Source organism: Parasphingorhabdus sp., assembly GCF_036963805.1.
Classification (GTDB): domain Bacteria; phylum Pseudomonadota; class Alphaproteobacteria; order Sphingomonadales; family Sphingomonadaceae; genus Parasphingorhabdus.
In genome coordinates this window covers 279168-301402 of the sequence record NZ_JBALUN010000003.1, presented here as the reverse complement: position 1 = coordinate 301402, position 22235 = coordinate 279168, and the positions used below count along the sequence as shown (strand labels likewise).

Below are 22235 nucleotides of genomic sequence, written 5' to 3'. Positions count from 1 at the left end.
GTCAGTTGCTTTCTTCTGGGCCAGCATCCCGTTTCTTGTGAATGAGATGGGTAGCCATAGCGGCTCCCAAAACCGGTGCAAGAAAATTGACAAATGGGACGGCGAGCAACAGCGCAGTGGTCAGACCGAGGCCAAAACGGGTTAATTTGCTCAGCCGCCAGTTTTCATCGATCCGCGCGGGATCATCAACATGACGTGCAGCCACCATATCCTGTAAATCGCGTCCGATCAGTATGGCGTTGACCGCGAAAAAGGCAAGGGGCGCGCCAATGCCTGTAACGAGCAGCAAGATATATAGGGGCGCCGCAAGCAGATTATAGCCGATGGCGCGGCCCACCGAAGCCAGCCCCATTTTCACCCCCAGAATATAGCCCGGCGGCTTAGCCAGTTCCGCACGCCCGGGATAATGGCGCGCCTCGACTGCATCGACAATATCGTCGGAGAATATATTGAGCACGAATATCGCGATGACGCGGAACAGAAAAATGGCCGTCAATATCGTTATAATGGCAGCGGTTGCTGCGGCTGCGAACCCACCACCTCCCCAATCGGCTACAGAAAACAACCAGACCAGCAGGAAATAAGCGCCCACCCCGAATACCGCCAATAATAGCAGGCTAATCAGGAAGGTTTTCAGAAGCAGCCACAATATGCGCCGGTCCGATAGCTGGGTAATGGATAATAGAAATGCGCTGATCATTACTAACCCATGTCACGGAAACGCGGTTCGGGTCAATTCTGCTTGAACCGACCGCACCTAACCCGTAACGAACGGCGCTATCCGCTCCCAATATTAAGGACCTTTTATGACTACCGAAGCCCGTTATGATATTGTTGCCGTTGGTAATGCGATTGTTGATGTGATCGCACAGGCAGACGACGCGTTTCTGGAAGAGGAGCAGCTGAATAAAGGGGCGATGACGCTGATCGATGCGGAACGCGCTAAACAGCTCTATCGTGATATGGGCGTTGCCCGGGAAATTAGTGGTGGTTCAGGAGCCAACACTTTGGCCGGTGCGTCTACTTTGGGCCGTCAATGCGCGCTGATCGCGCAGGTTGCTGATGACCAACTGGGTGAAGTGTTTACCCACGACATTCGGGCCACGGGAATCGATTTCGATGTGCCGCCACTCGGTAAAGAGCCGCCAACCGCACGCTGCCTGATTTTGGTGACGCCAGACGCGCAGCGTACGATGAATACATTTTTGGGAGCGTCCCAGTTTCTTCCGCCTGCAGCTGTGGATGTTGACCTGATCGCCAGTGGTGCAATTTTATATCTGGAAGGTTATTTGTGGGATGCCGAAGAGCCGAAAGCGGCCATGGCATTGGCAATTGATATAGCCCGTCAGAATGAGCGCAAAGTTGCTTTCACCCTGTCAGACGGCTTTTGCATTGAGCGTCACCGCGATGATTTTACCCGATTGATCAAAGACGGAATGATCGACATACTTTTTGCCAATGAAGCAGAAATTAAATCTCTGTGTGAAACCGAAGATTTTGATGCGGCTGTCGCTCAAACCGCAGCACAAGTCGAAACGCTGGTGGTGACACGCAGCGAACAAGGCGCAATCGCGGTTCAGGGCGGCAAGACATATGCTGTGGCTGCAGAGCCGGTTGAAAAAATTGTCGATACCACTGGCGCGGGTGATTTATTCGCGGCCGGTTTCCTCAGCGGATATATTGAAGAGCGGTCTATGGAAGATTGCTTGACCATTGGCGCTGTCGCCGCCGCCGAAGTGATTTCGCATTATGGCGCACGTCCAGAGGCGGATTTGAGGGAATTGGTCAAGCAGCGTTTGGGCTAAGAAACGTGCTCAGAGTGAGGGCCTTGCAGGGCGGTGTTCTCAACTCTTCATCTTGAATAATTTACGGTCTTCCGGTCCGAAGCCCCATTTCCAGATGATCCAGGCATAGCTGCCCAATATCATCGGGATACCGACAATCAGCTCGGCCCATTCCGGTAAATAGGTCGCGAGATAACCGACGGCCGTGGCGACCACTACCGCTATGATTAGCGACCAGCGCCAACCATTTACAGGCGCCTCGAGCAGTTTCGATAGAAAGACCGCTTTGACGACTGAGGCATAAGCCAGCGCGACCATCAGGGCGGCTGCGACTGCGGCCGCCTGAAATAGCGGTGGCCATCCCAATCGGATGCAGATCTGGATGAAAGCGACACTTAAGGCGGCTTGCAGAATCAGCATTGATAGCGAGATGAGTAGGTTCCGGTGCCGGGCAATATAGACCAATGCCGCTTCACTCACCACGGCCGTCGCTGCAACGGCCTCTGCCGCCAATAGAAACGCCAGTGCACCAGTACCACCAACAAATCCGGGACCAACCAAGCCCATGACGGCTTCGCCCGGTATCGCCAAAGCCAGCGCGATGCCGACTTGCGCTGCAATTATCCAGAAACCGACCTGACTAACTTGGTTGGCAATGGCTTTCATATTGCCCGCTTCCAAATTGCGGGTAATGACTGGACCCAGAATCGGATCAAAACTGGTTTTGAGTTTCTGCGGCAGGCTGGCGACCTGCTGCGCAATATAATAAATGCCAACAATGGCAGGGGAAGCAAACAGGCCGAGAATGGCAAGATCCAGTCGCCGCGATCCCCACTCTGCGGCGTCGGCTGCTGCCAATGGCATATTGTGGCGGGCTAGCTTGGCAATGGCGAGCGGTTTGGGCCGCCAGCCCCAAGGGAAACCATAGCTTTTGAACAATGGCCAGAGCGATGCGACGGATGCCGCCAGCATGGAGACGACATAGGATAATATTAATCCATCCCGCAGTGAGTAATAGGAGAAGAGAAAGGCTGCGATGCTGATTGTCCAAGGTTCGATAATGGAACGCGCGCGCACGGTAGAGGCAATATCATAGCGATAGGCGAGCGCCGCCAGCGCAATATCGGCGCCCGCTATTGCAAAAATCACGAGCGGCAAAAACCGGTCGAAACCGTTGATGTCGCTGTTTGGAAACATGATTTGTGGGATGAATATTAATAATAAGGCAGCCAGCATCGATGCAAACATACTGACGAGTAGGCCATCCCACACGACATGGACATGCGGTCGGTCGGTGCCGCTGAGTTGTTCGGCAAGTCCACGTTTTAGACCTAGTGTTGCGAGCTGTGCTGCAAATTCGACGATCAGTATCGCATATGCAAAGCGGCCCAGAGCATCGGCGCCGTAAATGCGCCCTGCAATGAATAAAAAGGGCAGGCGCGCCGCCAGTCGTAGTAAAAATCCAAAAATATTGGTCCGGCCGCCTTTGGCAAGCGCGGCAATATCCTCTTGGCCGTCTTCTTGATCCGCAGGTCGGGACGCCTCGCCCATCGCAGATCCCTTGTCGGGAAATTGTCCTGCTGAGGCACCTGAAGATTCCGGGCTAGTCAAAAATATTCTCTCCGGCTGGTAAGGCGATTTATAAATAGGGGTATATAATCCAACGTCGGGCTTTACCGCACTCAATCCGGCTTGTCATCTTTTGTGCTAGCGGTGCTCTGACACCAGCGGGCGTCCCATAAGTTGTCCGACAATGGTCCGGGAATCGCTTTCCCCGGCAAGCAGCGCGCAAACCGCGTCAACAATGGGCATGTCAATGGCCCGCGCTTTTGCATCACGCTGCAGCACTGGTGCGGTAAAGGCACCTTCGGCTACAGTCGTGCGGTCCGATAAAAGTATATCCGCTGATTTGCCTTCGCCGAGCCCTTTTCCCAGCGAAAAATTGCGCGAACTGGTTGATGAACAGGTTAATACAAGATCACCCAACCCGCAAAGCCCGGACAAAGTTTCTGCGCGAGCGCCGCGCGCTGCTCCATAGCGAAGCATTTCGGCAAAGCCGCGGCTGATAATCGAAGCGCGGGCATTTTGGCCAAGGCCAGCCCCCTCAACCACACCGCAACCAATGGCGAGAACATTTTTAACCGCACCGCCAATTTCCGCACCGGCAATATCGTCTGAAAAATAGGGCCGGAATGAGGGTTTGGAGATGAGCGGATTAAGCCGCTCCCATAGCGCCCGACTGTCACAGGCCAAGGTCAAGGCGGTGGGAAGCCCTTGTGCCACTTCATGCGCAAATGTCGGGCCGGAGAGGACAGCCAAGGGGCTATCGGGACGCAACTCGTTAATAACTTCGCTCATCAGCTTCTGGCTGTCTTCTTCAATGCCTTTGCTGCATAAGATGATTGCTGCGTCGTTATCGGGCAATGCTTTTAAACTCGCTCGTAAGTGCTGGGCAGGTGTGACGATCAGCAAGGCTTCACATGCTGTCAGCTCGCCCATATCCGTGGTGGCACGAATATTTTTCCGCAGCGGATGGCCGGGTAAAAAAGCCTGATTTTCATGGCTGTCATTAATTTGCGAAACAACCTCCGGCTCGCGCGCCCAAAGCAGCAGTTCGTCCTGCCCTTCTGATAATATCTGGGCCAGTGCAGTACCCCAGGCACCCGCGCCAACAACACCAATTTTTGCTTTTGTCATATTCATGCCTTCACTCCTGCCCCGCGGGCTTTTTCAGCATTTGGATCGAGAGGCCAGCGCGGCCGCGCAACAAAATCAAGGGGATCGGTTAGGCCTGATGCAAAGCGTTCGGCACCAGCCCATGCAATCATCGCTGCATTGTCCGTACATAGCCACAAAGGCGGCGCGGTAAATTGCATGTCATATTCGCTGGCAAGCTGTTCGAGCATAGACCGAATCGCGCTGTTCGCTGCGACGCCGCCGGCAACCACCAGATAGGGTGCGGTGCCATGATCGCGAATCGCTTTTTCCAAACGGTCTTTCAGGCAATCGACGGTTGCTTGCTGAAAGGCGGCGGCAATATCTTCCGGCTTATACGTACCGCTCTGATGGGCCCGAACGACCGCGCTTTTCAGGCCAGCGAAAGAAAAATGCGGTTCTTTCGAACCTTTAAGCGGGCGAGGGAGGGGAACCGCATCAGCATCACCGCTTTTTGCCAGTTCTTCTACCTTTGGCCCGCCGGGATAGCCCAGACCCAATATTTTTGCGGTTTTGTCAAAAGCTTCGCCAGCGGCATCATCAATGGTTGTCGCTAATCTACGATATTGTCCAACGCCCTCGACCAGCAATATCTGACAATGACCGCCAGAGACCAGCAATAGTAAATAGGGATAAGTCAGATCGGGATTGGCAAGACGGGGGGAAAGTGCATGGCCTTCCAGATGATTGACCGCCACCAGCGGCTTTCCCGCAGCCATGGCAAGTGCTTTGCCTGTCACTAATCCGACCATCACGCCGCCGATCAGGCCGGGTCCAGCAGTGGCGGCAATCGCATCCACTTGGTCGAGTGTTAATTCAGCTTCGGCCAGAGCGGCTTCGACAAGCGGGGTCAATATCTCAGCGTGGGCACGGGCCGCGATTTCGGGTACGACACCGCCAAATGGCGCGTGGGCCGCTTCCTGACCCGCAAGCTTATGGGCCAAAATCTTCCGGTTTGACGTGACCAATGCCGCTGCCGTTTCATCGCAGCTTGATTCTATTCCCAAAATTATACTCATAATTCTTTCACTTAAGCCATGGTGGGATTAGGACAAGGGTCATGACACGAAATGCTGATAGTAAACAGGAAATCCTTGCCGGAATAGATCGGCCGTTGCGGATCGGTACACGTCAATCGCCGCTTGCGATGGCGCAGGCTGAAATGGCAGCCAAGGCGATATTATCTGCCCATGGCTGGCGACCGGAACAGGTCGAACTGGTGCCGATGATCGCAAGTGGCGACAAAATTCAAGATCGCGCGCTGGCCGATGTCGGCGGCAAAGCGCTTTGGACCAAGGAACTCGACCGGGCCTTGCATGACGGTGATATTGATTGCGCTGTGCATAGCATGAAAGATGTGGAAACATTGCGGCCCGATGGTTTTACCATCGCCGCAATGTTAGAGCGCGCCGATGTTCACGACCGGCTCATTGGTGCAGATAGTTTGGATGCATTGCCGCAGGGCGCGATCGTGGGCAGTGCCTCGCCGCGCCGCAAAGCGCAATTATTGCGCCAGCGCAGCGATCTCGACATCCGTCTTATTCGCGGGAATGTCCAGACGCGGCTGAAAAGGATTGCCGAAGGCGAATTTGCCGCGACCTTATTGGCCGCTGCCGGGCTTGAGCGGCTCGACATGGGTGATATTGGACGAGAGATTCCCGACAACATCATGCTCCCCGCCCCCGCACAAGGCGCTATTGGTATCGAGACTTTGTCTGCGGCCCATGATGTCCGCAGCTTGTTGAAAGCTATATCCCATACCCAAACTTACCGGGCGGTCGTGGCGGAGAGATTATTCCTCAAAGAACTGACGGCGGATTGCCACAGTCCGGTAGCCGCATTGGCGACGATTGACGGCGTCATAATCCATTTGCGCGCGGAGATATTGTTGCCGGACGGCAGCGAACATGTCGCGGGATATTCGGATTTTGATAGCGGTGATGTTACTGCTCCGGGACGGCTGGCCGCGACTTTATTGGGTAAGGCAGGCGCAGAGTTGCAAGCCATCTTTGGGCGATGACGCTCTCTGTTCTGATTTTACGGCCGATCACGGGTGGGCAGGAAACTGCACGGCGCGCAAAAGATCATGGGCTGCATCCTATTGTCGATCCATTATTTGTGATTGAACCTATGGCTTGGACAGCGCCGCCAGCTTCGGACTTTGATGCTTTGATGCTCACCAGTGCCAATGCTGTCCAATATGCCGGTTCCGTCCTAGGTCAATATCAGCATTTGCCCGTGCTGGCCGTTGGTGAAGCGACCGCGCAGGCTGCTCGGAATGCCGGACTTGACGTTATAATGTCTGGCAATGGCGGAGCAGAGGAACTGCTGCGTTCAGTTGCGACAGACCGATATCCGAATATTTTGCGTTTGATGGGTAAGGATCACATTAAACTGGTGCAAACGGAGCACAGCATCAAGCAGTGCTGCGTTTATCAATCCCGCGCTTTACCGTTGGGAGAAATGGCGCAGGCCGCGTTACAGCAGGGCCATGTGGTAGTGCTTCATTCCGCCAGAGCCGGGAAAACTGTGATGGAGGAGATGGAACGGTTGGGGCTTGACCGATCTATCAATCATATCGCGGCCCTGTCTCCCAAAATCGCGAAAGCAGCTGGAACCGGTTGGAAAAGCGTGCAGGCGGCGGAGCAGCCCACGGACGATGCTTTACTGTCTTTGGCAGGGCGACTATGTCTGTCATAGAGACATGGGTAAGCGCGCAGATCCTGCACGACCTATTTAAGGAAGTTGAATGAGCCGGGACTATGAAAAAATCGCATCTTCGGATGCTAAAAGCAATTTGACCCGGAATATACTGGTCCTGATGATCGTCGCTTTTATCGGTGGCGCGATTCTGACGGGTTGGCTGTTGTCGCGCTATAATTTGTTTGGCAGCGACGAAGAAACCGCTGTCGCAGTGGCAAGCGAAAATTCTGCATCAGTTGATCCGGCAACGGCTTTGGCGAAAAGAATCGATGCCGACGGCAGGGTGCTTCCTCCAGCAACAGTCAAAGCGCCATTAGCGGATGGGAGTGTCATAACTTCGGTTAAGGAACGCGCCTTGGCAGCGCGGGTTGCTGGTCTGGAGGACCGGTTGTCGCGAATCGACGTTCAGGCGCAAGCTGCATCTGGCAATGCGGCACGAGCGGAAGGCTTGTTGATTGCATTTGCCGCCCGCCGCGCGCTCGATCGTGGATCACCGCTCGGTTATATTGAAGCGCAGCTTCGCTTGCGTTTCGGCGATGCACAGCCAAAGGCTGTGACGACTATTGTTAATGCATCGAGAGAGCCCGTGACACATGAAGAATTGTCGGCGGGATTGGACGATATCGGCCCTGCACTGACGAGTGGATCAAGCGGTGAAGGTTTCTGGTCAGATTTTAAGCGTGAATTATCTGAACTTTTCGTCATCCGCCGGGATGGAACGCCTTCTCCTGCGCCGCAACAACGCCTCGATCGTGCCAAACGCTATGTTGAAAATGGCAATGTCGATGCCGCTATTGCAGAGATCGACAAGTTGCCAGGCATTGACGGCGGCGATGAGTTGGTAGCGAAATGGATGGAAAAGGCACGGCGTTATAATGAAGCAAGGCGGGCTTTGGACGTGATTGAAACGGCGGCCATATTGGAGCCTCAACAATTGCGTGCAGCAGATGGAGCGCGTGTTGATCAACCGTCACCGCTCGCTCCGGTAACGCCGATACCGGCGCCTTAAACCTTCAGTTTTTTGACAAGAACAGATCGGCAAGTTCCTGAGGGACACGGACGGGCCTGCCGCTTTGCTGATCGATAATCGCCCAATTGGTTTTGGCGGAGACCTTTAATTTGCCATCTGGGCCGGTGAAGCTGACATTGCGCCAGAAACGCGCCCCTTTAGGCGGATCGGATATCCATGTCCGGCCCGTCACAGTCTCGCCAGCGATGACATTGCCGCGATAGTCAATCTCATGCCGGCTGACGACCCAGGTATAGCGTTCCACATATTCCGGTGGGGCAATGGCGTTCCAATGCGCTGTAGCCATTTCCTGAATCCAGCGCACCCAGACGGCGTTATTGACATGACCTAGCTCGTCAATATCGTCCGGCTGCGCTAATATTTCGAGGAAAAAGTCGCTCATTTTTTGGAATCTGTCACACCCATTTGCCAAAGGATGAAGGCAAATTCTTCTGCAGTTTCTTCAATCCGGTTCCAGCGGCCTGATTTTCCGCCATGGCCAGCACCCATATTGGTTTTCAGCAATAGGATATTATCATCCGTTTTGGTCGCGCGCAGCTTGGCAGCCCATTTTGCGGGTTCCCAATAGGTTACACGGGGATCATTTAATCCGCCGGTAATCAGCATTGGCGGATAATCGTGCGCACTGACCCGATCATAAGGCGAATAGCTGTGGATATATTCAAAGGCCGTTTTATCGGTAATCGGATTGCCCCATTCCGGCCACTCACCGGGGGTGAGCGGCAGGCTTTCATCCTGCATCGTATTGAGCACATCGACAAAGGGCACATGGGCGACAATCGCGCCCCACAGGTTAGGATCGCTATTGACGATTGCGCCCATCAACTCACCGCCAGCCGAACCGCCCGAAGCGCTGATCCGTCCCTCGGCAGTATAGCCTTTGTCGGCCAGTCCCTTGGCGACATCGACAAAATCGTTGAACGTATTGGTCCGCTGCATCAGTTTGCCCTGCAGATACCAGTTGCGACCCAGATCATCGCCGCCGCGAATATGGGCAATGGCATAGACAAAACCGCGGTCAACGAGCGATAGCCGCGTCGTCGAAAAGCTTGGCGGGACCGCATAGCCATAAGCACCATAGGAATAAAGGTGCAGCGGCGCAGAGCCGTCCATCTTGGTGCCATTTTTGTAAACCAGTGATACCGGCACCATGGTGCCGTCGCGCGCCTTGATGGTCAGGCGTTCTGTTACATATTGGCTGGCGTTATAGCCGGACGGAATTTCCTGCACCTTCAGGGTTTCAAGTTTTTTGTCGGCGAGATGATAATCAAAAACCGTATCGGGTGTGACCATCGATTCATAGCCAAGCCGCAACTTGCTCACAGCATATTCCGGATTATCGTCTAACCCAGCGCTATAACTGGCTTCGGGAAAAGCAATCCGTTCCACTTTGGCTGGCTCAGCATAGGAGCGGATTTCGACTTGATCGAGGCCATTCTCGCGGCCCTCGGTGACATAAAAATCCTTGAAAGGCGTCATATCGGTGAGGTAGAAATCATCCGATCCAGCAATTAATGTTGTCCATTTGGCAGGCTTATCCAAAGTCGCCGTCGCCAACCGGAAATTCACGTGATTGTCATTGGTCAGGATATAGAGTTTTCCGTCATGCTCCTCGACCGAATATTCACGGCCCTTTTTGCGGGGAGAAATCAGCAACTGTTCCGCTGTCGGGTTGTCCGTGGGAACCAGCCGTACTTCACTGGTTTCATTGTCGCCGGTCGCTATGACAATATATTTTTCCGAGTTGGTAAGACCAATGCCAACCGTAAAACCGTCCTGTTCTTCCTTATATAGTTCGATATCATCTTCCGGATCACTACCGATGACATGCATGCGGGCATTGTCGGTCCGCCAATTGGCGTTGGCCAAGCCGTAAAGCAGTTTTGTCGAATCTGCCGACCAGACCAGACTGGAAAGGGTGCCGGGAATAATATCCGGCAACAGTTTTCCTGTTTCGAGATTTTTGATCCGCACATCAAACCGTTCCCCGCCGGTATCATCAACGGAAAACGCCATTAATTTTCCATCGGGAGAGACGGACATGGCGCCTAACCGGAAATATTCTTTGTCCTTGGCCAGCTCATTTTCATCGAGCATCAGCTGGTCAGCACCACCGGCGGCGGGCTTTCGGTAATGCTGCTTATACTGCATACCTTCTTCAAATTTGGCCCAATAAATCCAGTCACCGTCTTTTTGCGGGACCGAGCTTTCATCTTCTTTGATCCGTGCCTTCATTTCGGTGAACAAAGCCTTGGTCAGCGCCTTTTGGCCTTCCATATTCTGTTCAAACCACTGATTCTCTGCTTTCAGATAGTCGAGCACATCCTTGTCATCCACCGTGGGATAGCTTTGGTCTTTGAGCCAGTGATAGGGGTCATTGATGATATGGCCATGGCGTTCGTAACTATGAGGCCGCTGTTCGGCAACCGGAGGTTTTTCAAGTTTTTTTGTCATGGTCTCTTCTGTTGTTCCAGATTCTGCGAAAGCGGGAGATGCGGCCAGACTCGCGGCCAATAAAAGCAGTGAAAATAGCTGTTTCATAACGCCTCTTATCAGTGAAAGCGGTGGCGGAAATCGTCTGAAACACCTATGTGTTTGCTAACAAGCTAATTCAAGGAGTTTCGCAGCCAATGTTGATGTCCACCTATGAAGCAAGGCTTGTCGCCCTGCGCGAGCAAATGGCGAAAGATGGTCTCGACGGATTTGTCGTGCCAATATGTGACGAGCATATGAGCGAATATGTCGGCGATTATGCCCAGCGTCTGACGTGGTTGACCGGTTTTGGTGGATCAGCAGGCTCGGCAATTGTGTTGAAAGACAAGGCCGCCATGTTCGTTGATGGGCGCTATACCATTCAGGTTCGCGATCAGGTTGATGGTAATCTATATGAATATGTGGGCACCAGCGATCAAACGATGATCGACTGGCTGGGCGCGAACGCCCCTGAAGGCTCGTCTATCGGCTATGACGCATGGCTGCATACGCAGGATTGGGCGAAATCAGCAGAAGCGACGCTGGCGAAGAAGAAGGCTAAATTGGTCGCTGTAAAGGCCAACCCCATTGATGCCGTTTGGGAAGACCAGCCACAACCATCGCTGGCCAAGCTCGATGTGCAGCCAGATGAATTTTCCGGCAAAAGCGCAACTGACAAGCGGGCGGATATTGCTGCGTGGCTGAAAGACGAAGGACTGGACGCAACGGTTATCGCTGCGCTCGATTCTGTCGCATGGGCGTTTAATATTCGCGGGAAAGATATATCCAACACGCCGGTTCCGCGCGGCTATGCAATTGTTAAAGCGGATGGCAGTGCGGAATTGTTCGTTGCGCCGGAAAAACTAACCGATGATGTGCGCGTACATTTGGGCAATGCGGTGGCTTTGCGGGATTATAGCGAATTTCCCGATGCGCTGACGGAATATAAGGGCCAGAAAATCGGCGTTGACCCAGAGCGATCGGTGGCGGCTATATTCGGACAGCTCGAAGGCGCCGGTGCCCAAATTGTCAAGAAACGCGACCCGACAATATTGGCCAAAGCGATCAAGAATGAAACTGAAGTCAATGGCCATAAAGCAGCACAGGCACGCGATGGCGCTGCGCTGAGCCAGTTTCTCCATTGGTTTTCACAGGAAGCGCCTAAGGGCGGTCAGGACGAATTATCCGTTGCGGCGAAGCTCGCGGAATTTCGTGGGCAATCGGACAAGCTTAAGGATTTGTCATTCCGTACTATCTCGGGCGCCGGTCCCAATGGCGCGCTATGCCACTATAGCGTGAATGAGGAAACCAATCGCAAGATTGAAAACGGCACGCTTTATCTGGTCGATAGCGGCGGACAATATCGTGATGGCACTACCGACGTGACCCGCACAATGGCGGTCGGTGAACCCACGGGGGAGATGATCAAACGTTACACGCAAGTTTTGCAAGGGCATATTGCGCTCGCACAGGCGGTTTTCCCCAAAGGGACTTCGGGCGGACAGCTCGATATATTGGCGCGGCAATATCTATGGGCCGACGGCGTTGATTATGCGCATGGGACCGGTCATGGTGTAGGTGCTTATCTGTCGGTGCATGAGGGGCCTCAGCGCATCGCACCCTTTGGCGGCTTTGCCGAGCCGCTCGTCGAGGGTATGATCTGCTCTAACGAACCGGGTTATTATAAGGATAATAGTTTTGGCATCCGCATCGAGAATCTGATCCTTGTCGAGCAGCGCGAGGTTGCCGGTGCTGAGCAAGACATGCTTGGTTTCGAAACATTGACCTTTGCGCCGCTGGACCGGCGATTGATCGACGTCGCTATGTTGTCGGATAGCCAACGCCAATGGGTCGATGATTATCATGCACAGGTGATGGCCGTTGTGGGACCGCAGATTAACGGTGACGCGCTTGATTGGCTCAAGGAGCAATGCGCGCCCTTGTAACTGACTGCCTAATATAAATGGTCCTTCACCCTGAAATTGATTCGGAATCGGGCTGCTATGTTTCAGGATGACGGACGAAAGAATGAACCTAGAAAATCAAGATCCCCGCACCGGCTTTCGCCTGATCACACCGGTCCGTGTGCGCTATTCCGAAGCGGACATGCAGGGCATTGTATTTAATGCCAATTATCTCGCCCTTGCCGATGTCGGTGTCACCGAATATTTTCGGGCGTTGGTCGGTGCTACGGGCAACGAAGATTCGCTAGGCAAGTTTAATGAGCTTTTCGGCGGCGATAATTGGGTGCGCCATGCCGATGTGGAGTTTCTTGCCCCGGCCAAGGCGGACGATCTTATCGATGTGTGTATCCGGATTAGCCGATTCGGCCGGACCAGCTATTCCGCATTGGTCCATATTGTGCGCGAGGACGAGCTTCTCAATGTGATGAGACTAACTTATGTCTGGTTTGATTCGGCGACCAAGCAGGTTGCGCCTTTGGCAAAAAGCTTTGTCGCTGCAGTGACCGAATTTGAGATGATCGAGCCAGAAAGGGCGGTCATTTCGGCTTAGCTAGGCATTAATTCGCACTATCTTCATTTAAAACCTTGGCCTGTGTTTTGCGCCGCCGTAAATTGGCGCGCAGCTGCTCGGACAGACGTGCGGCCTTTGCGGCTTCCTTGCGCTGTTTCTCGGTCGGTGATTGTGGTTTTGGCATGGGGAATATCTGCCAGTATATCATCAAAAATGCAACATCGCTTGACAAGTCCTTAATCATTTCGCCATAGGCGCGTGGCTTGGAGCAGATGGCTCCTGCGATGAAACAAGTGCTGCTGTAGCTCAGTGGTAGAGCGCGTCATTGGTAATGACGAGGCCGGGAGTTCAATTCTCCCTAGCAGCACCATTCATTCAGTTTAGTGAAAATCGGTTTCCTACGGGAACTGCGCAAAGCTTCATGCGTGGTTGGGTAGGGCGTGAGTGATACTATGCCGATAGCGGAGCATCATAATGTGCGAGCCATCATTAAGAAATACTATCTATTTTGGGTTCCCTACATCACTGCCTGTACCAAATATAAACCTTAGCACAGAAAAGATATCAGCCCTTGCGTAGGAGTGCTTCCAAGCTAACATGGTCAAATATCTCAATTCGAAGTTTGTTATTTAGGGTAGCCTAAACGGGTCTCTTTTGGAATTGATATTCGTTAAATGGGCATTTGTTCATCTACAAATGAACGGCAACAAATGACCTGAAACTCGATCCGCTTATGCTCGCTTGGTACGTAGCGATTTGAGCGGAAAGCACGACGTTGTATACTTTGTTCCAAAAGCATATTTTATGATGTTTTACTCCTTCTACACATGTAAAATTTAGCATATGGCCAGAAAATCACGGCGAACGAACGTACCTTGTTCGTGAGATTGACTATTGGCAGAGATGAAATTTAAGGGATGAAAACATGCTGGGAGATAAATACGTGACTCGGATAAACACAGCATCTTTGTCAGTCCCTTTAAGAATGCAAAATTGGAAAAGGTTTAGCCATTCCAATTTCTTCCGCAATCTCGATAAATTTTAACGACATGACTGATCAACATGATGACAAAAAACTGCTTCCCGCAACACTGGCTGCGCTGGGTATAGTATTCGGCGATATTGGTACTAGTCCGCTTTATGCATTTCGCGAAAGCTTTCTGGGCCTCGCACATCTTGATGTTTCGCGGGTTCATATTTTCGGCGTATTGTCGATGATTACCTGGTCGCTCATCATCGTAATTTCGATCAAATATTTGCTCGTTGTAATGCGGGCGGATAACGAGGGCGAAGGCGGTATTATCGCTTTGGTGTCGCTTTTGCAGGCCAAAACATCTCGCAAATCGCGGATGCACACTGTGCTGGTTGTGGCGGGGCTGTTTGGTGCAGCATTGCTCTACGGAGATGGGGCAATTACGCCGGCCATTTCAGTGCTCAGCGCGCTGGAAGGGCTAGAACTGGTCACCACTGCGTTCACTCCCTTTGTCATCCCGCTTACGATTGGAATTTTGATCGGGCTATTTTCGATCCAGCGCCTTGGAACAGCAAAAATCGGCCGAATTTTCGGCCCCGTTCTGGTTCTTTGGTTCTCGGTTTTGGCATTGCTGGGACTGCGCGGCATTTGGCTGGAACCGCAAATCCTCCAAGCGCTTAGTCCTAGCTGGGCTTTGCATTTCCTCATTTTGGAACCGGCCACGGCCTTCATGGTGCTTGGCACGGTATTCCTAGTAGTTACCGGAGGCGAAACGCTATATGCAGACATGGGGCATTTTGGTGCGCGGCCAATCAAGCTCGCGTGGTTTATACTGGTTCTCCCCGCTCTACTTCTCAACTATTTTGGGCAAGGAGCGCTGGTGCTTTACGACAGTAAGGAAATCGTCCAGCCATTTTTCCATCTCGCTCCTGGATGGGCGCTAATTCCGCTCATTATATTATCGACGATAGCCACCGTAATTGCATCACAAGCGGTAATTTCGGGCGTGTTTTCGCTCACCCGGCAGGCTATGCAATTGGGCCAGCTTCCGCGTATGAGAATTGTGCAAACAGATGGCGAGGAATTTGGTCAGATATATATTCCCTTTGTGAACTGGATGTTGCTTTTGGCAACCATCGGGTTGGTATTGCTATTTCGCTCGTCGGGTAATCTCGCCTCGGCATACGGGCTGGCCATCGCAATGGATATGGTTATCACCACATTCCTGACGCTTTATGTATTGCGCGGATGGGGTTGGAGCCGTGCGTTGCTGATCGGCCTAGCGGTCATATTCATTCCACTCGATTTCGCCTATTTCGGTGCGAATATCTTGAAGTTTTTCGATGGCGGTTGGTTCCCAGCCTTGGTCGGGATATCTATTTTTACTTTAATGCGGATTTGGGCACAGGGCCGGAAGAAATTGCGCCGCGCCGCCAAGCACGGTGAACTAAAAGCAAGCGATTTTGTCAAAAATCTGCCGACAAGTTCGATTATTCGAACGAAGGGAATTGCCATTTTTCTTACCTCGCTATCCAAGGGAATTCCTACCTCTTTGCTTCATCACATCAAGCATAACCGCACGCTGCATGACCATGTGATGCTGCTTCATGTCGAGATCAATCCGATTGCAATCATTCCTTCTGACCAACAGATAATCATTGAAACGCTCGGTTTGAATTTTTATCGTGTGACTTTCAATTACGGGTTTAATGAACGCGTCAATGTTCCCGGTAGACTGCGGCTCTGCAAGAAAATGGGGCTTGATTTCGATTTTGATCAAGCGAGCTATTATCTAGGCCGGGAAACAATTGCCTTCAAACGATCCCGCAGCTTGCTGACAGTGGTAAGCAATAGCATCTTTGCGTTTCTTAACCGCAACGCTGGCAGAGCAACTATATTCTATAAAATTCCACCAAACCGCGTGGTAGAAATGGGGTCTCAGGTCGAAATCTGAGCGGCCGAGGACACTCTATGTCGCGTCGTTGGCGATCATCGCACGCACATTCAGGGTAGTTCTGCATATCGTGTGTTTCCTTGAAAAGGATTGGCTCACAACCAGATTGTATCGACCGTCACGCGGGTTGTGTTTAAACCGCGAACATTGGGTTGTGTCCCGTGACCGCCTTCATTACGTCATGTATTTGACATCAAAACCCTGTCAAAACGAAACAGTTAGAAACTAACCAAAGCCCTCTTTCACCAAAGGGGCAAAAAATGAAATCGAAACGGCAACCAAGCTTTAAATATAGAAATTCCGCTGGCACTATCAGTTTGGTTTTGATGTTGGCCGCGCCAAGCATCGCAAATGCACAGGTTGCCGGTGAAGAAAATGCAGAAGATGGCAATGTTATCGTTGTTACCGGTTCGATTGTGGCAGCTCAAGGCGCCTCGGTTGAAGCGAAGCGGAAAGCACATAATCTGGTCGATGTTGCCGCTGCCGATTCTGTTGGGAGATTTCCCGATCAAAATAGTGCAGCTGCTTTGTCACGACTTCCCGCTGTTGCTGTCCAGCGCGATCAAGGGCAGGAACGCTATATTCAGGTTCGCGGTGCCCCGAACCGTTGGACGTCCGTTTCGATTGACGGCATTCCGATGATCGGTGTTGATGAGGGCGGAGATACTCGCGCCTATCGTTTTGACGCAGTGCCAGCGGTTCTTTTGTCTTCTCTCGTCATCAATAAGTCACTGACGCCCGATCTCACGGCTGAAGCCATTGTGGCAAATATTGATCTTCAAAGCTATTCGCCGTTCGATCAATCCGGTTTCCATGTATCCGGCGACCTCGGTTATGGTTTCATGGACCAAGGTGGCGGTGAACAGCGGCAAGGGTCGCTCCGCGTCAGTTGGTCGGATGATCGCTTCGGTGTGGTTGCGGGCGGTTCCCATTATCGCCGCAAACAGATTACCGACAACCGCGAAGTGGGGGCTTATGACGAGCAAACTAATGACACAGATGCAACGTTCGGGCCGACCGAATTTGATATTCGTCAATATGAACTTGAACGCTGGAATAATGGCTTATTTGCTGGAGTAGAGTTTCGCCCATCCGACGGCGTACGGTTGTTTGGCACAACCATTTTTACAGAATTTAGCGATAACGAGCAGCGCAATCAATATGAGCTGCGGCTCGACCGTGCCGTCAGCGGCGTTCGTAATCTTGATGATGGAGATCTTGTTGGCGTGCCGTTGCGGGGCAGCTTCAATTTTGGCGAATATCGCAATCGGAATTTCATCAATCTTATCGGCGGCGAATATGAGGACGGCGATGGCCTGAAAATATCCGGCAAATTCAACTATACCCGCACGGAAAATTCTAGCTATTTGCCGCTCGTCCAAAGCAGCACCGCGGGACTGGATTCACCTTCTATAACCTACGATCGTAGCGATCCACGTTTCCCAGTTGTGACATTATACCAAACGGTCGACGACGGCGCGGGGAATCTGTCACGGGGACCGCTTCTCGACATTTCACCCCAAACACTACTGAGCGTTCCAGGTGCGATTTTGATCGCGGCTTCTCAGGAAACAGTGTCTGATAGCTACACGGCAAAACTCGATTTCTCGAAGGAAATGGAAAATATTAGCTTTGCGGCGGGAGCGCTTTATGTCGATCGAAAAGTCAGGGGTAATAATTTTTCCTTTGCCAATGTTGCCTATGTAGGCGCCTTGGGCGGTACTGTTGGTCAAGCTTTTGACGTGAACAGCTATGTTACTGATCGACCGTGGGATACTCAGTTTCCGTTAGGCTTCACGCTCAACTATGTCGACAATGTCGCACTCCGCCGCGATATTGATACGCTATTACCGCTGCTGCAGGCAGCCGGTCAGTTTGACCCATCACAAAATGTACCGATCACCGATCGCTATGCGCAGGATGAAAAGCTGGTTTCCGGCTATGCGATGGCGACGTTCGATATCGGGAGTGCGTCGATTGTCGCTGGCGCGCGGATCGAACATTATGAACTCGATAATGCCGGAACAGTGGTCAGCGACGGAGTGGCTACTGCGCTTGCGATCAACCGCAGCGACACGGATATTTTTCCTAGTATCAACGCACGCTTTGATCTTGGAGAGAATTTTGTCGCCCGCTTAAGTGGTCAGCGCGGCGTCTCACGCCCCGCTTATGGCGCAATAAGGGTGGGGGCATCCATTAACGATACGGCTTCGCCTGGAACGATTAGCGGCGGGAATCCTGGCTTGCAGTCGGAATATACATGGGGGGTCGACGGCAGTCTGGAATATTATCTACCCGGCAATGGTATTTTGTCGGTTGCTGCTTTTTACCGCTGGGTTAACAATCCATTTTACCAGAGTGAACAGGCGGTTGGCAGTAGTGTGTTTAACTCAGGTGATATCGATCGTTCAAACTATTTGCTAACTTCGACCTTCAATGGCGAGAATGGCCGTCTCTATGGTGTCGAGTTTAACTATCAGCAGCAATTTACCTTTCTACCATCACCTTTAGATGGTTTTGGGTTTCAGGGTAATGTGACTTTCCTTGATGGTCAGTTTGATACCCAAGAGATTAATGGTGTGCAGGCAACCGATATTGCCTTTCAGGGCCTATCCGACACTATTGCTAATGCTTCGTTCTATTATGAGAAATACGGGCTTTCAGCGCGGGTCAGCTATCAATGGCGATCCGACTGGCTTGATACGTTGGGCGGAACTGGGAGCGGCGAATTTCGCAAAGGATATGAAAATCTGGATATATCCCTGCGCTATGCGATCAACGAAAATCTAACGGTTTTTGCGGATGCCGCCAATCTCACAGATGCTCTCTATATTGCTTATGAAGGCGATAGTTCTCGTCCCTCAGAGGTTGAACAAATCGGCTCTCGTTATCTCTTCGGCTTACGCTTTTCTTATTAAAGGACATATTTATGCGTAAATTATCCAAACGTAACTTATTCTTGATCTCAAGCGCGTTGTTGTTCGTCTCTGGCGCCGCCGTTGGTGGAGCAGCAGCACCAACGGCCAACACTGTTGTTGCATCCGCCACTGTCGAAGGCATAGCACGCGATACGGCGACGTCGATTGATCCGCGCCGCGTTCTCGATCTTGAAGGCGGTGTTAATTTTCGTGATCTGGGCGGATATAAAACAGCCGATGGCCGACATGTCCGCTGGCGCACGTTATTCCGTTCTGGAGACCCGTCGAAACTAACGCCCAATGATTTGGCGACACTTGATAAACTGGGCGTGCGGACTGTTTGCGACTTTAGAACCAGTGAAGAACGCAAAGAAGCGCCGTCGCGGTGGATTGAAATGTCGAGCGTGAATTACTGGACACGCGATTATGCGATGAATCCCGGCCAGATTGCAAAGATGTTCAGTGATCCGGAACTGACTCCTGCAAAAGTACGGGACTCAATGGCCGGTTTCTATAAGATTCTTCCTTTTGAGCATAAGGAATCATATAAGGCGATGTTTGGTTTTCTGGCTCGGAATGAAGTGCCGCTAGCTTTTAACTGTACTGCTGGAAAGGATCGTGCCGGATTGGGGGCGGCTCTTTTGTTGACTGCATTGGGCGTTCCTAGGGAAACAGTGCTTTACGATTATTCACTGACGGAGCGGGTAACGAAACAAGATTTTCTGAAAGAAATAGAGGAAGAAGAATCATCTCATAGTGCTTATGCATTTTTGGCAAAACTTCCTCCAGAGTTGGTTAAGCCGCTTATGGCATCCGATCCCTATTATCTCGAAACCGCATTTGCCGCGATTGAAGCACGCTATGGTTCGGTTGATCTGTTCATTGAACAGGAACTAGGTGTCACGCCCGCAATTCGGGAGAAGATGAGAAAAAACCTGTTGGTTAGTTAGGAATCGCGGGCGGTCGCTAATAATATTTTCAATGCTGATTCTGTTTGATGCTCAATTTTGTGAACTCTTGACATATTTTCCTGTCACGTTAATGCGGCATCACAAATTGCGGTTCCGATAAAGAATCGTAATTTCCGTCCGAGACAGCCGGTGAAGGTAATTTGACCTTCTTAATTTCCAGCCTAGACGGGGATCAGTTTTTTCGTGAGCCATTAAGAAATTGGCGGTTCACGGGTTTGCAGTCAGCGATATTCATCGCGGCAACGCAGCCAAAACCCCCCTTCGGATACTATAGAACTGACTTTGGTTAGTTCTTTCGCTCGTTGTTCTGGTTCGCGCCGGAATGATGTAATTGAAGAAAGCGGATTGCGTTTCAAAAATGCAATCCACGTGAAGGAGCAAAATATGGATCGTGGTCAAAAGACCGAAGCCGTTGCTGCGCTAAACGCGACTTTCAAAGAAGCCGGGGTTGTCGTGGTAACACGCAATCTGGGTCTCACCGTGGCTCAGTCTACTGAGTTGCGTGGAAAGATGCGGGAAGCCGGTGCAAGCTTCAAAGTCTCTAAAAACCGCCTTGCCAAGCTGGCTCTGGAAGGAACCGACTATGCACCATTAGCAGATTTGCTAACGGGGCCTGTCGCTCTTGCCACATCGGATGATCCGGTGGCAGCTGCGAAAATCGCAGTTGAATTTGCAAAAACCAATGATCGTCTTGAGATTATTGGCGGCGCAATGGGTGATACCCTTCTTGACGAAGCAGGCGTTAAATCGCTGGCCTCTATGCCTTCTCTCGACGAACTGCGCGGAACGATTGTTGGACTGCTTCAAGCACCAGCAACCAAAATCGCTCGTGTTCTGGTTGAGCCGGCAAGCAGCCTCGCACGTGTAGTCGGCGCTTTTGCCGCTACGGGTGAATGATTTACACGTAATTTAATTTAATTAGAAATTTGGAGTATATTTAAAATGGCTGATATTGCTAAATTGGTTGAAGAACTATCGAAACTCACCGTTATGGAAGCGGCTGAACTGTCCAAAGCACTTGAAGAAGAGTGGGGCGTTTCTGCTGCCGCTGCTGTTGCAGTTGCCGGACCGGCTGCTGCTGCAGGCGAAGCTGCTGAAGAGCAGACCGAATTTGACGTTATCCTGACCGGTGATGGCGGCAAGAAAATCCAGGTGATTAAAGAAGTTCGTGCAATTACCCAGCTTGGCTTGACCGATGCGAAAGCACTCGTGGAAAGCGCGCCTAAAGCAATTAAAGAAGGCGTCAACAAAGCTGAAGCTGAAGAAATCAAAGGCAAGATTGAAGCAGCTGGCGGTACCGTTGAACTGAAATAAGCCTTTTGGTTTATTGAAAAGATTAAAGGGTGGCTTCCGGTCTGGAAGCCACCTTTTTTCATTTGTGGCATAATTTATGTTAATTGGATCACCCATGGGCCGCTAAAGGATACTTATGATCAAGGCGCAGGATATGTTTCAAGGTGAGTTTTCATGAGTGACTTCAAAAATATCGCCGTCATCACAGGCGTTATCGACGAAGCCGATGCCTTTTTGCCCGACCATCCTTCCAAAGTCACTAACACGCCGTTGGCTCCAGTACGTCAGGTGGAACATGCCGGTAAGCAGATTGCAATCTTGTGCCCCGGTATCGGCAAAGTTCATGCGGCGGCAGCAACAATGCATTTATATAACAGCTTTGCACCAGACCTGTTTCTGATCATCGGCACAGCCGGACAGGTCAGCAACTTGGAAGGTAACTGTTTTTATCTGCATGAAGCGCTGCAGGCCGATTATGGCACGCTGGAAAATTCAAACGGCCATCATGGTTTTACCCATTATAATGCAGGGACATGGCCAATGGGCCCTTCTAATTGGATGCCCTTTCAATCGCATCCTATTCCTGAATCATTGAACTTGCCCAAAGCTCGTATCGCAACGGCTGATATGTTTGTGAAATGCCCCGATCGCTCGACCTATTTGCGTGATGTGTTGAAAACTGATCTGGTAGATATGGAAACTGCCGCATTGGCCCAAATGGCAAAATTGCTCAATGTTCCATGGGCCGGGATTAAAGCGACGACCGATAATGCGAACGGAGAGAGCTCGGGAGACTTTCATACGAACCTTGAGGTGGCGGCAAAACGTGCAGCAGATGCTGCCACTGAATTTCTGACGCTCATATGAATATTTAATTGTCGAGAATTTCCTATTAGGCCTTAAATTAAAACGTCATTTACCGTCGTTAACTTTATGAAAAGGCCATT

General features: G+C 51.6%; 19 protein-coding genes and 1 tRNA gene. 13 read left to right on the top strand and 7 right to left on the bottom strand.

Annotated elements, in window-relative coordinates:
• Position 1: 1 nt before the first annotated feature.
• Positions 2-700 carry an EI24 domain-containing protein gene (locus V7676_RS11390; RefSeq protein ID WP_335659826.1) on the bottom strand — a complete coding sequence of 233 codons (699 nt, stop codon included), beginning with the start codon at positions 698-700 and terminating at the stop codon, positions 2-4.
• A 106-nt stretch (positions 701-806) separates the two neighbouring features.
• Between V7676_RS11390 and V7676_RS11385 the strand changes: the two genes are divergently transcribed.
• Complete coding sequence (locus V7676_RS11385; protein ID WP_335659825.1) at positions 807-1805, top strand: adenosine kinase; 999 nt, start codon at positions 807-809, stop codon at positions 1803-1805.
• Between the two features lie 39 nt (positions 1806-1844).
• On the opposite strand, the gene V7676_RS11380 is transcribed toward V7676_RS11385, so the two are convergent.
• The 3 genes from V7676_RS11380 to tsaD form a co-directional block, all read right to left on the bottom strand.
• A complete protein-coding gene (locus V7676_RS11380) occupies positions 1845-3335 on the bottom strand; it encodes a lipopolysaccharide biosynthesis protein (RefSeq protein ID WP_335659890.1) in 1491 nt (496 codons plus the stop codon).
• A gap of 156 nt (positions 3336-3491) precedes the next feature.
• Positions 3492-4487, bottom strand: coding sequence for an NAD(P)H-dependent glycerol-3-phosphate dehydrogenase (locus V7676_RS11375; RefSeq protein WP_335659824.1), 996 nt, complete (start codon positions 4485-4487; stop codon positions 3492-3494).
• A complete protein-coding gene (tsaD, locus tag V7676_RS11370) occupies positions 4484-5518 on the bottom strand; it encodes a tRNA (adenosine(37)-N6)-threonylcarbamoyltransferase complex transferase subunit TsaD (RefSeq protein ID WP_335659823.1) in 1035 nt (344 codons plus the stop codon). Before tsaD ends, V7676_RS11375 begins: the two co-directional genes overlap by 4 nt.
• 41 nt (positions 5519-5559) lie before the next feature.
• Here tsaD and hemC point away from each other — a divergent pair, with 41 nt between their 5' ends.
• The 3 genes from hemC to V7676_RS11355 are packed head-to-tail and all read left to right on the top strand — an operon-like array spanning position 5560 to position 8211.
• The gene (gene hemC, locus V7676_RS11365) at positions 5560-6519 is read left to right on the top strand and encodes a hydroxymethylbilane synthase (protein ID WP_335659822.1); all 960 of its coding nucleotides are present in this window, start codon (positions 5560-5562) and stop codon (positions 6517-6519) included.
• Positions 6516-7199 (top strand): uroporphyrinogen-III synthase, encoded by a 684-nt coding sequence (locus tag V7676_RS11360; protein WP_335659821.1) that lies wholly within the window; start codon positions 6516-6518, stop codon positions 7197-7199. Before hemC ends, V7676_RS11360 begins: the two co-directional genes overlap by 4 nt.
• 49 nt (positions 7200-7248) lie before the next feature.
• Positions 7249-8211: a mitofilin family membrane protein gene (locus V7676_RS11355; protein ID WP_335659820.1), complete on the top strand. Its 963-nt coding sequence runs from the start codon at positions 7249-7251 to the stop codon at positions 8209-8211.
• A gap of 4 nt (positions 8212-8215) precedes the next feature.
• Here the strand turns inward: V7676_RS11355 and V7676_RS11350 are convergent, their stop codons facing one another.
• Together V7676_RS11350 and V7676_RS11345 are read right to left on the bottom strand one after the other, a co-directional pair.
• Positions 8216-8614, bottom strand: coding sequence for an acyl-CoA thioesterase (locus V7676_RS11350; RefSeq protein WP_335659819.1), 399 nt, complete (start codon positions 8612-8614; stop codon positions 8216-8218).
• Positions 8611-10686, bottom strand: coding sequence for a S9 family peptidase (locus tag V7676_RS11345; RefSeq protein WP_335659889.1), 2076 nt, complete (start codon positions 10684-10686; stop codon positions 8611-8613). Before V7676_RS11345 ends, V7676_RS11350 begins: the two co-directional genes overlap by 4 nt.
• 182 nt (positions 10687-10868) lie before the next feature.
• Here V7676_RS11345 and V7676_RS11340 point away from each other — a divergent pair, with 182 nt between their 5' ends.
• Both V7676_RS11340 and V7676_RS11335 read left to right on the top strand, forming a co-directional pair.
• Positions 10869-12650: an aminopeptidase P family protein gene (locus V7676_RS11340; protein ID WP_335659888.1), complete on the top strand. Its 1782-nt coding sequence runs from the start codon at positions 10869-10871 to the stop codon at positions 12648-12650.
• Between the two features lie 82 nt (positions 12651-12732).
• Positions 12733-13218, top strand: a complete 486-nt coding sequence (locus tag V7676_RS11335) for an acyl-CoA thioesterase (protein WP_335659818.1) — start codon at positions 12733-12735, stop codon at positions 13216-13218.
• A gap of 7 nt (positions 13219-13225) precedes the next feature.
• Here V7676_RS11335 and V7676_RS11330 read toward each other — a convergent pair whose 3' ends face one another.
• On the bottom strand, positions 13226-13363 hold the full coding sequence (locus V7676_RS11330; protein WP_335659816.1) for a hypothetical protein: 138 nt from the start codon (positions 13361-13363) through the stop codon (positions 13226-13228).
• A gap of 111 nt (positions 13364-13474) precedes the next feature.
• On the opposite strand from V7676_RS11330, the gene V7676_RS11325 reads away from it, so the two are divergent.
• The 7 genes from V7676_RS11325 to V7676_RS11295 all read left to right on the top strand — a co-directional run bounded on the left by V7676_RS11325 (position 13475) and on the right by V7676_RS11295 (position 22155).
• Positions 13475-13549: transfer RNA gene (locus tag V7676_RS11325), tRNA-Thr, on the top strand.
• Between the two features lie 679 nt (positions 13550-14228).
• Positions 14229-16106 (top strand): potassium transporter Kup, encoded by a 1878-nt coding sequence (locus V7676_RS11320; RefSeq protein ID WP_335659815.1) that lies wholly within the window; start codon positions 14229-14231, stop codon positions 16104-16106.
• A 260-nt stretch (positions 16107-16366) separates the two neighbouring features.
• Positions 16367-19024: a TonB-dependent receptor gene (locus V7676_RS11315; RefSeq protein WP_335659814.1), complete on the top strand. Its 2658-nt coding sequence runs from the start codon at positions 16367-16369 to the stop codon at positions 19022-19024.
• 11 nt (positions 19025-19035) lie between these two features.
• Positions 19036-19974, top strand: coding sequence for a tyrosine-protein phosphatase (locus tag V7676_RS11310; RefSeq protein ID WP_335659813.1), 939 nt, complete (start codon positions 19036-19038; stop codon positions 19972-19974).
• Positions 19975-20379: 405 nt separating this feature from the next.
• A complete protein-coding gene (gene rplJ / locus V7676_RS11305) occupies positions 20380-20892 on the top strand; it encodes a 50S ribosomal protein L10 (protein ID WP_335659812.1) in 513 nt (170 codons plus the stop codon).
• A 45-nt stretch (positions 20893-20937) separates the two neighbouring features.
• A complete protein-coding gene (gene rplL, locus V7676_RS11300) occupies positions 20938-21309 on the top strand; it encodes a 50S ribosomal protein L7/L12 (protein WP_335659811.1) in 372 nt (123 codons plus the stop codon).
• 153 nt (positions 21310-21462) lie between these two features.
• Positions 21463-22155, top strand: a complete 693-nt coding sequence (locus V7676_RS11295; protein WP_335659810.1) for a 5'-methylthioadenosine/S-adenosylhomocysteine nucleosidase family protein — start codon at positions 21463-21465, stop codon at positions 22153-22155.
• Positions 22156-22235 lie beyond the last annotated feature (80 nt).

Coding starts and splice junctions, on each gene's coding strand:
- V7676_RS11390 (WP_335659826.1), bottom strand. CDS start 700: ATGATCAGCGCATTTCTATTATCCATTACCCAGCTATCGGACCGGCGC.
- V7676_RS11385 (WP_335659825.1), top strand. CDS start 807: ATGACTACCGAAGCCCGTTATGATATTGTTGCCGTTGGTAATGCGATT.
- V7676_RS11380 (WP_335659890.1), bottom strand. CDS start 3,335: ATGGGCGAGGCGTCCCGACCTGCGGATCAAGAAGACGGCCAAGAGGAT.
- V7676_RS11375 (WP_335659824.1), bottom strand. CDS start 4,487: ATGAATATGACAAAAGCAAAAATTGGTGTTGTTGGCGCGGGTGCCTGG.
- tsaD (WP_335659823.1), bottom strand. CDS start 5,518: ATGAGTATAATTTTGGGAATAGAATCAAGCTGCGATGAAACGGCAGCG.
- hemC (WP_335659822.1), top strand. CDS start 5,560: ATGACACGAAATGCTGATAGTAAACAGGAAATCCTTGCCGGAATAGAT.
- V7676_RS11360 (WP_335659821.1), top strand. CDS start 6,516: ATGACGCTCTCTGTTCTGATTTTACGGCCGATCACGGGTGGGCAGGAA.
- V7676_RS11355 (WP_335659820.1), top strand. CDS start 7,249: ATGAGCCGGGACTATGAAAAAATCGCATCTTCGGATGCTAAAAGCAAT.
- V7676_RS11350 (WP_335659819.1), bottom strand. CDS start 8,614: ATGAGCGACTTTTTCCTCGAAATATTAGCGCAGCCGGACGATATTGAC.
- V7676_RS11345 (WP_335659889.1), bottom strand. CDS start 10,686: ATGACAAAAAAACTTGAAAAACCTCCGGTTGCCGAACAGCGGCCTCAT.
- V7676_RS11340 (WP_335659888.1), top strand. CDS start 10,869: ATGTCCACCTATGAAGCAAGGCTTGTCGCCCTGCGCGAGCAAATGGCG.
- V7676_RS11335 (WP_335659818.1), top strand. CDS start 12,733: ATGAACCTAGAAAATCAAGATCCCCGCACCGGCTTTCGCCTGATCACA.
- V7676_RS11330 (WP_335659816.1), bottom strand. CDS start 13,363: ATGCCAAAACCACAATCACCGACCGAGAAACAGCGCAAGGAAGCCGCA.
- V7676_RS11320 (WP_335659815.1), top strand. CDS start 14,229: ATGACTGATCAACATGATGACAAAAAACTGCTTCCCGCAACACTGGCT.
- V7676_RS11315 (WP_335659814.1), top strand. CDS start 16,367: ATGAAATCGAAACGGCAACCAAGCTTTAAATATAGAAATTCCGCTGGC.
- V7676_RS11310 (WP_335659813.1), top strand. CDS start 19,036: ATGCGTAAATTATCCAAACGTAACTTATTCTTGATCTCAAGCGCGTTG.
- rplJ (WP_335659812.1), top strand. CDS start 20,380: ATGGATCGTGGTCAAAAGACCGAAGCCGTTGCTGCGCTAAACGCGACT.
- rplL (WP_335659811.1), top strand. CDS start 20,938: ATGGCTGATATTGCTAAATTGGTTGAAGAACTATCGAAACTCACCGTT.
- V7676_RS11295 (WP_335659810.1), top strand. CDS start 21,463: ATGAGTGACTTCAAAAATATCGCCGTCATCACAGGCGTTATCGACGAA.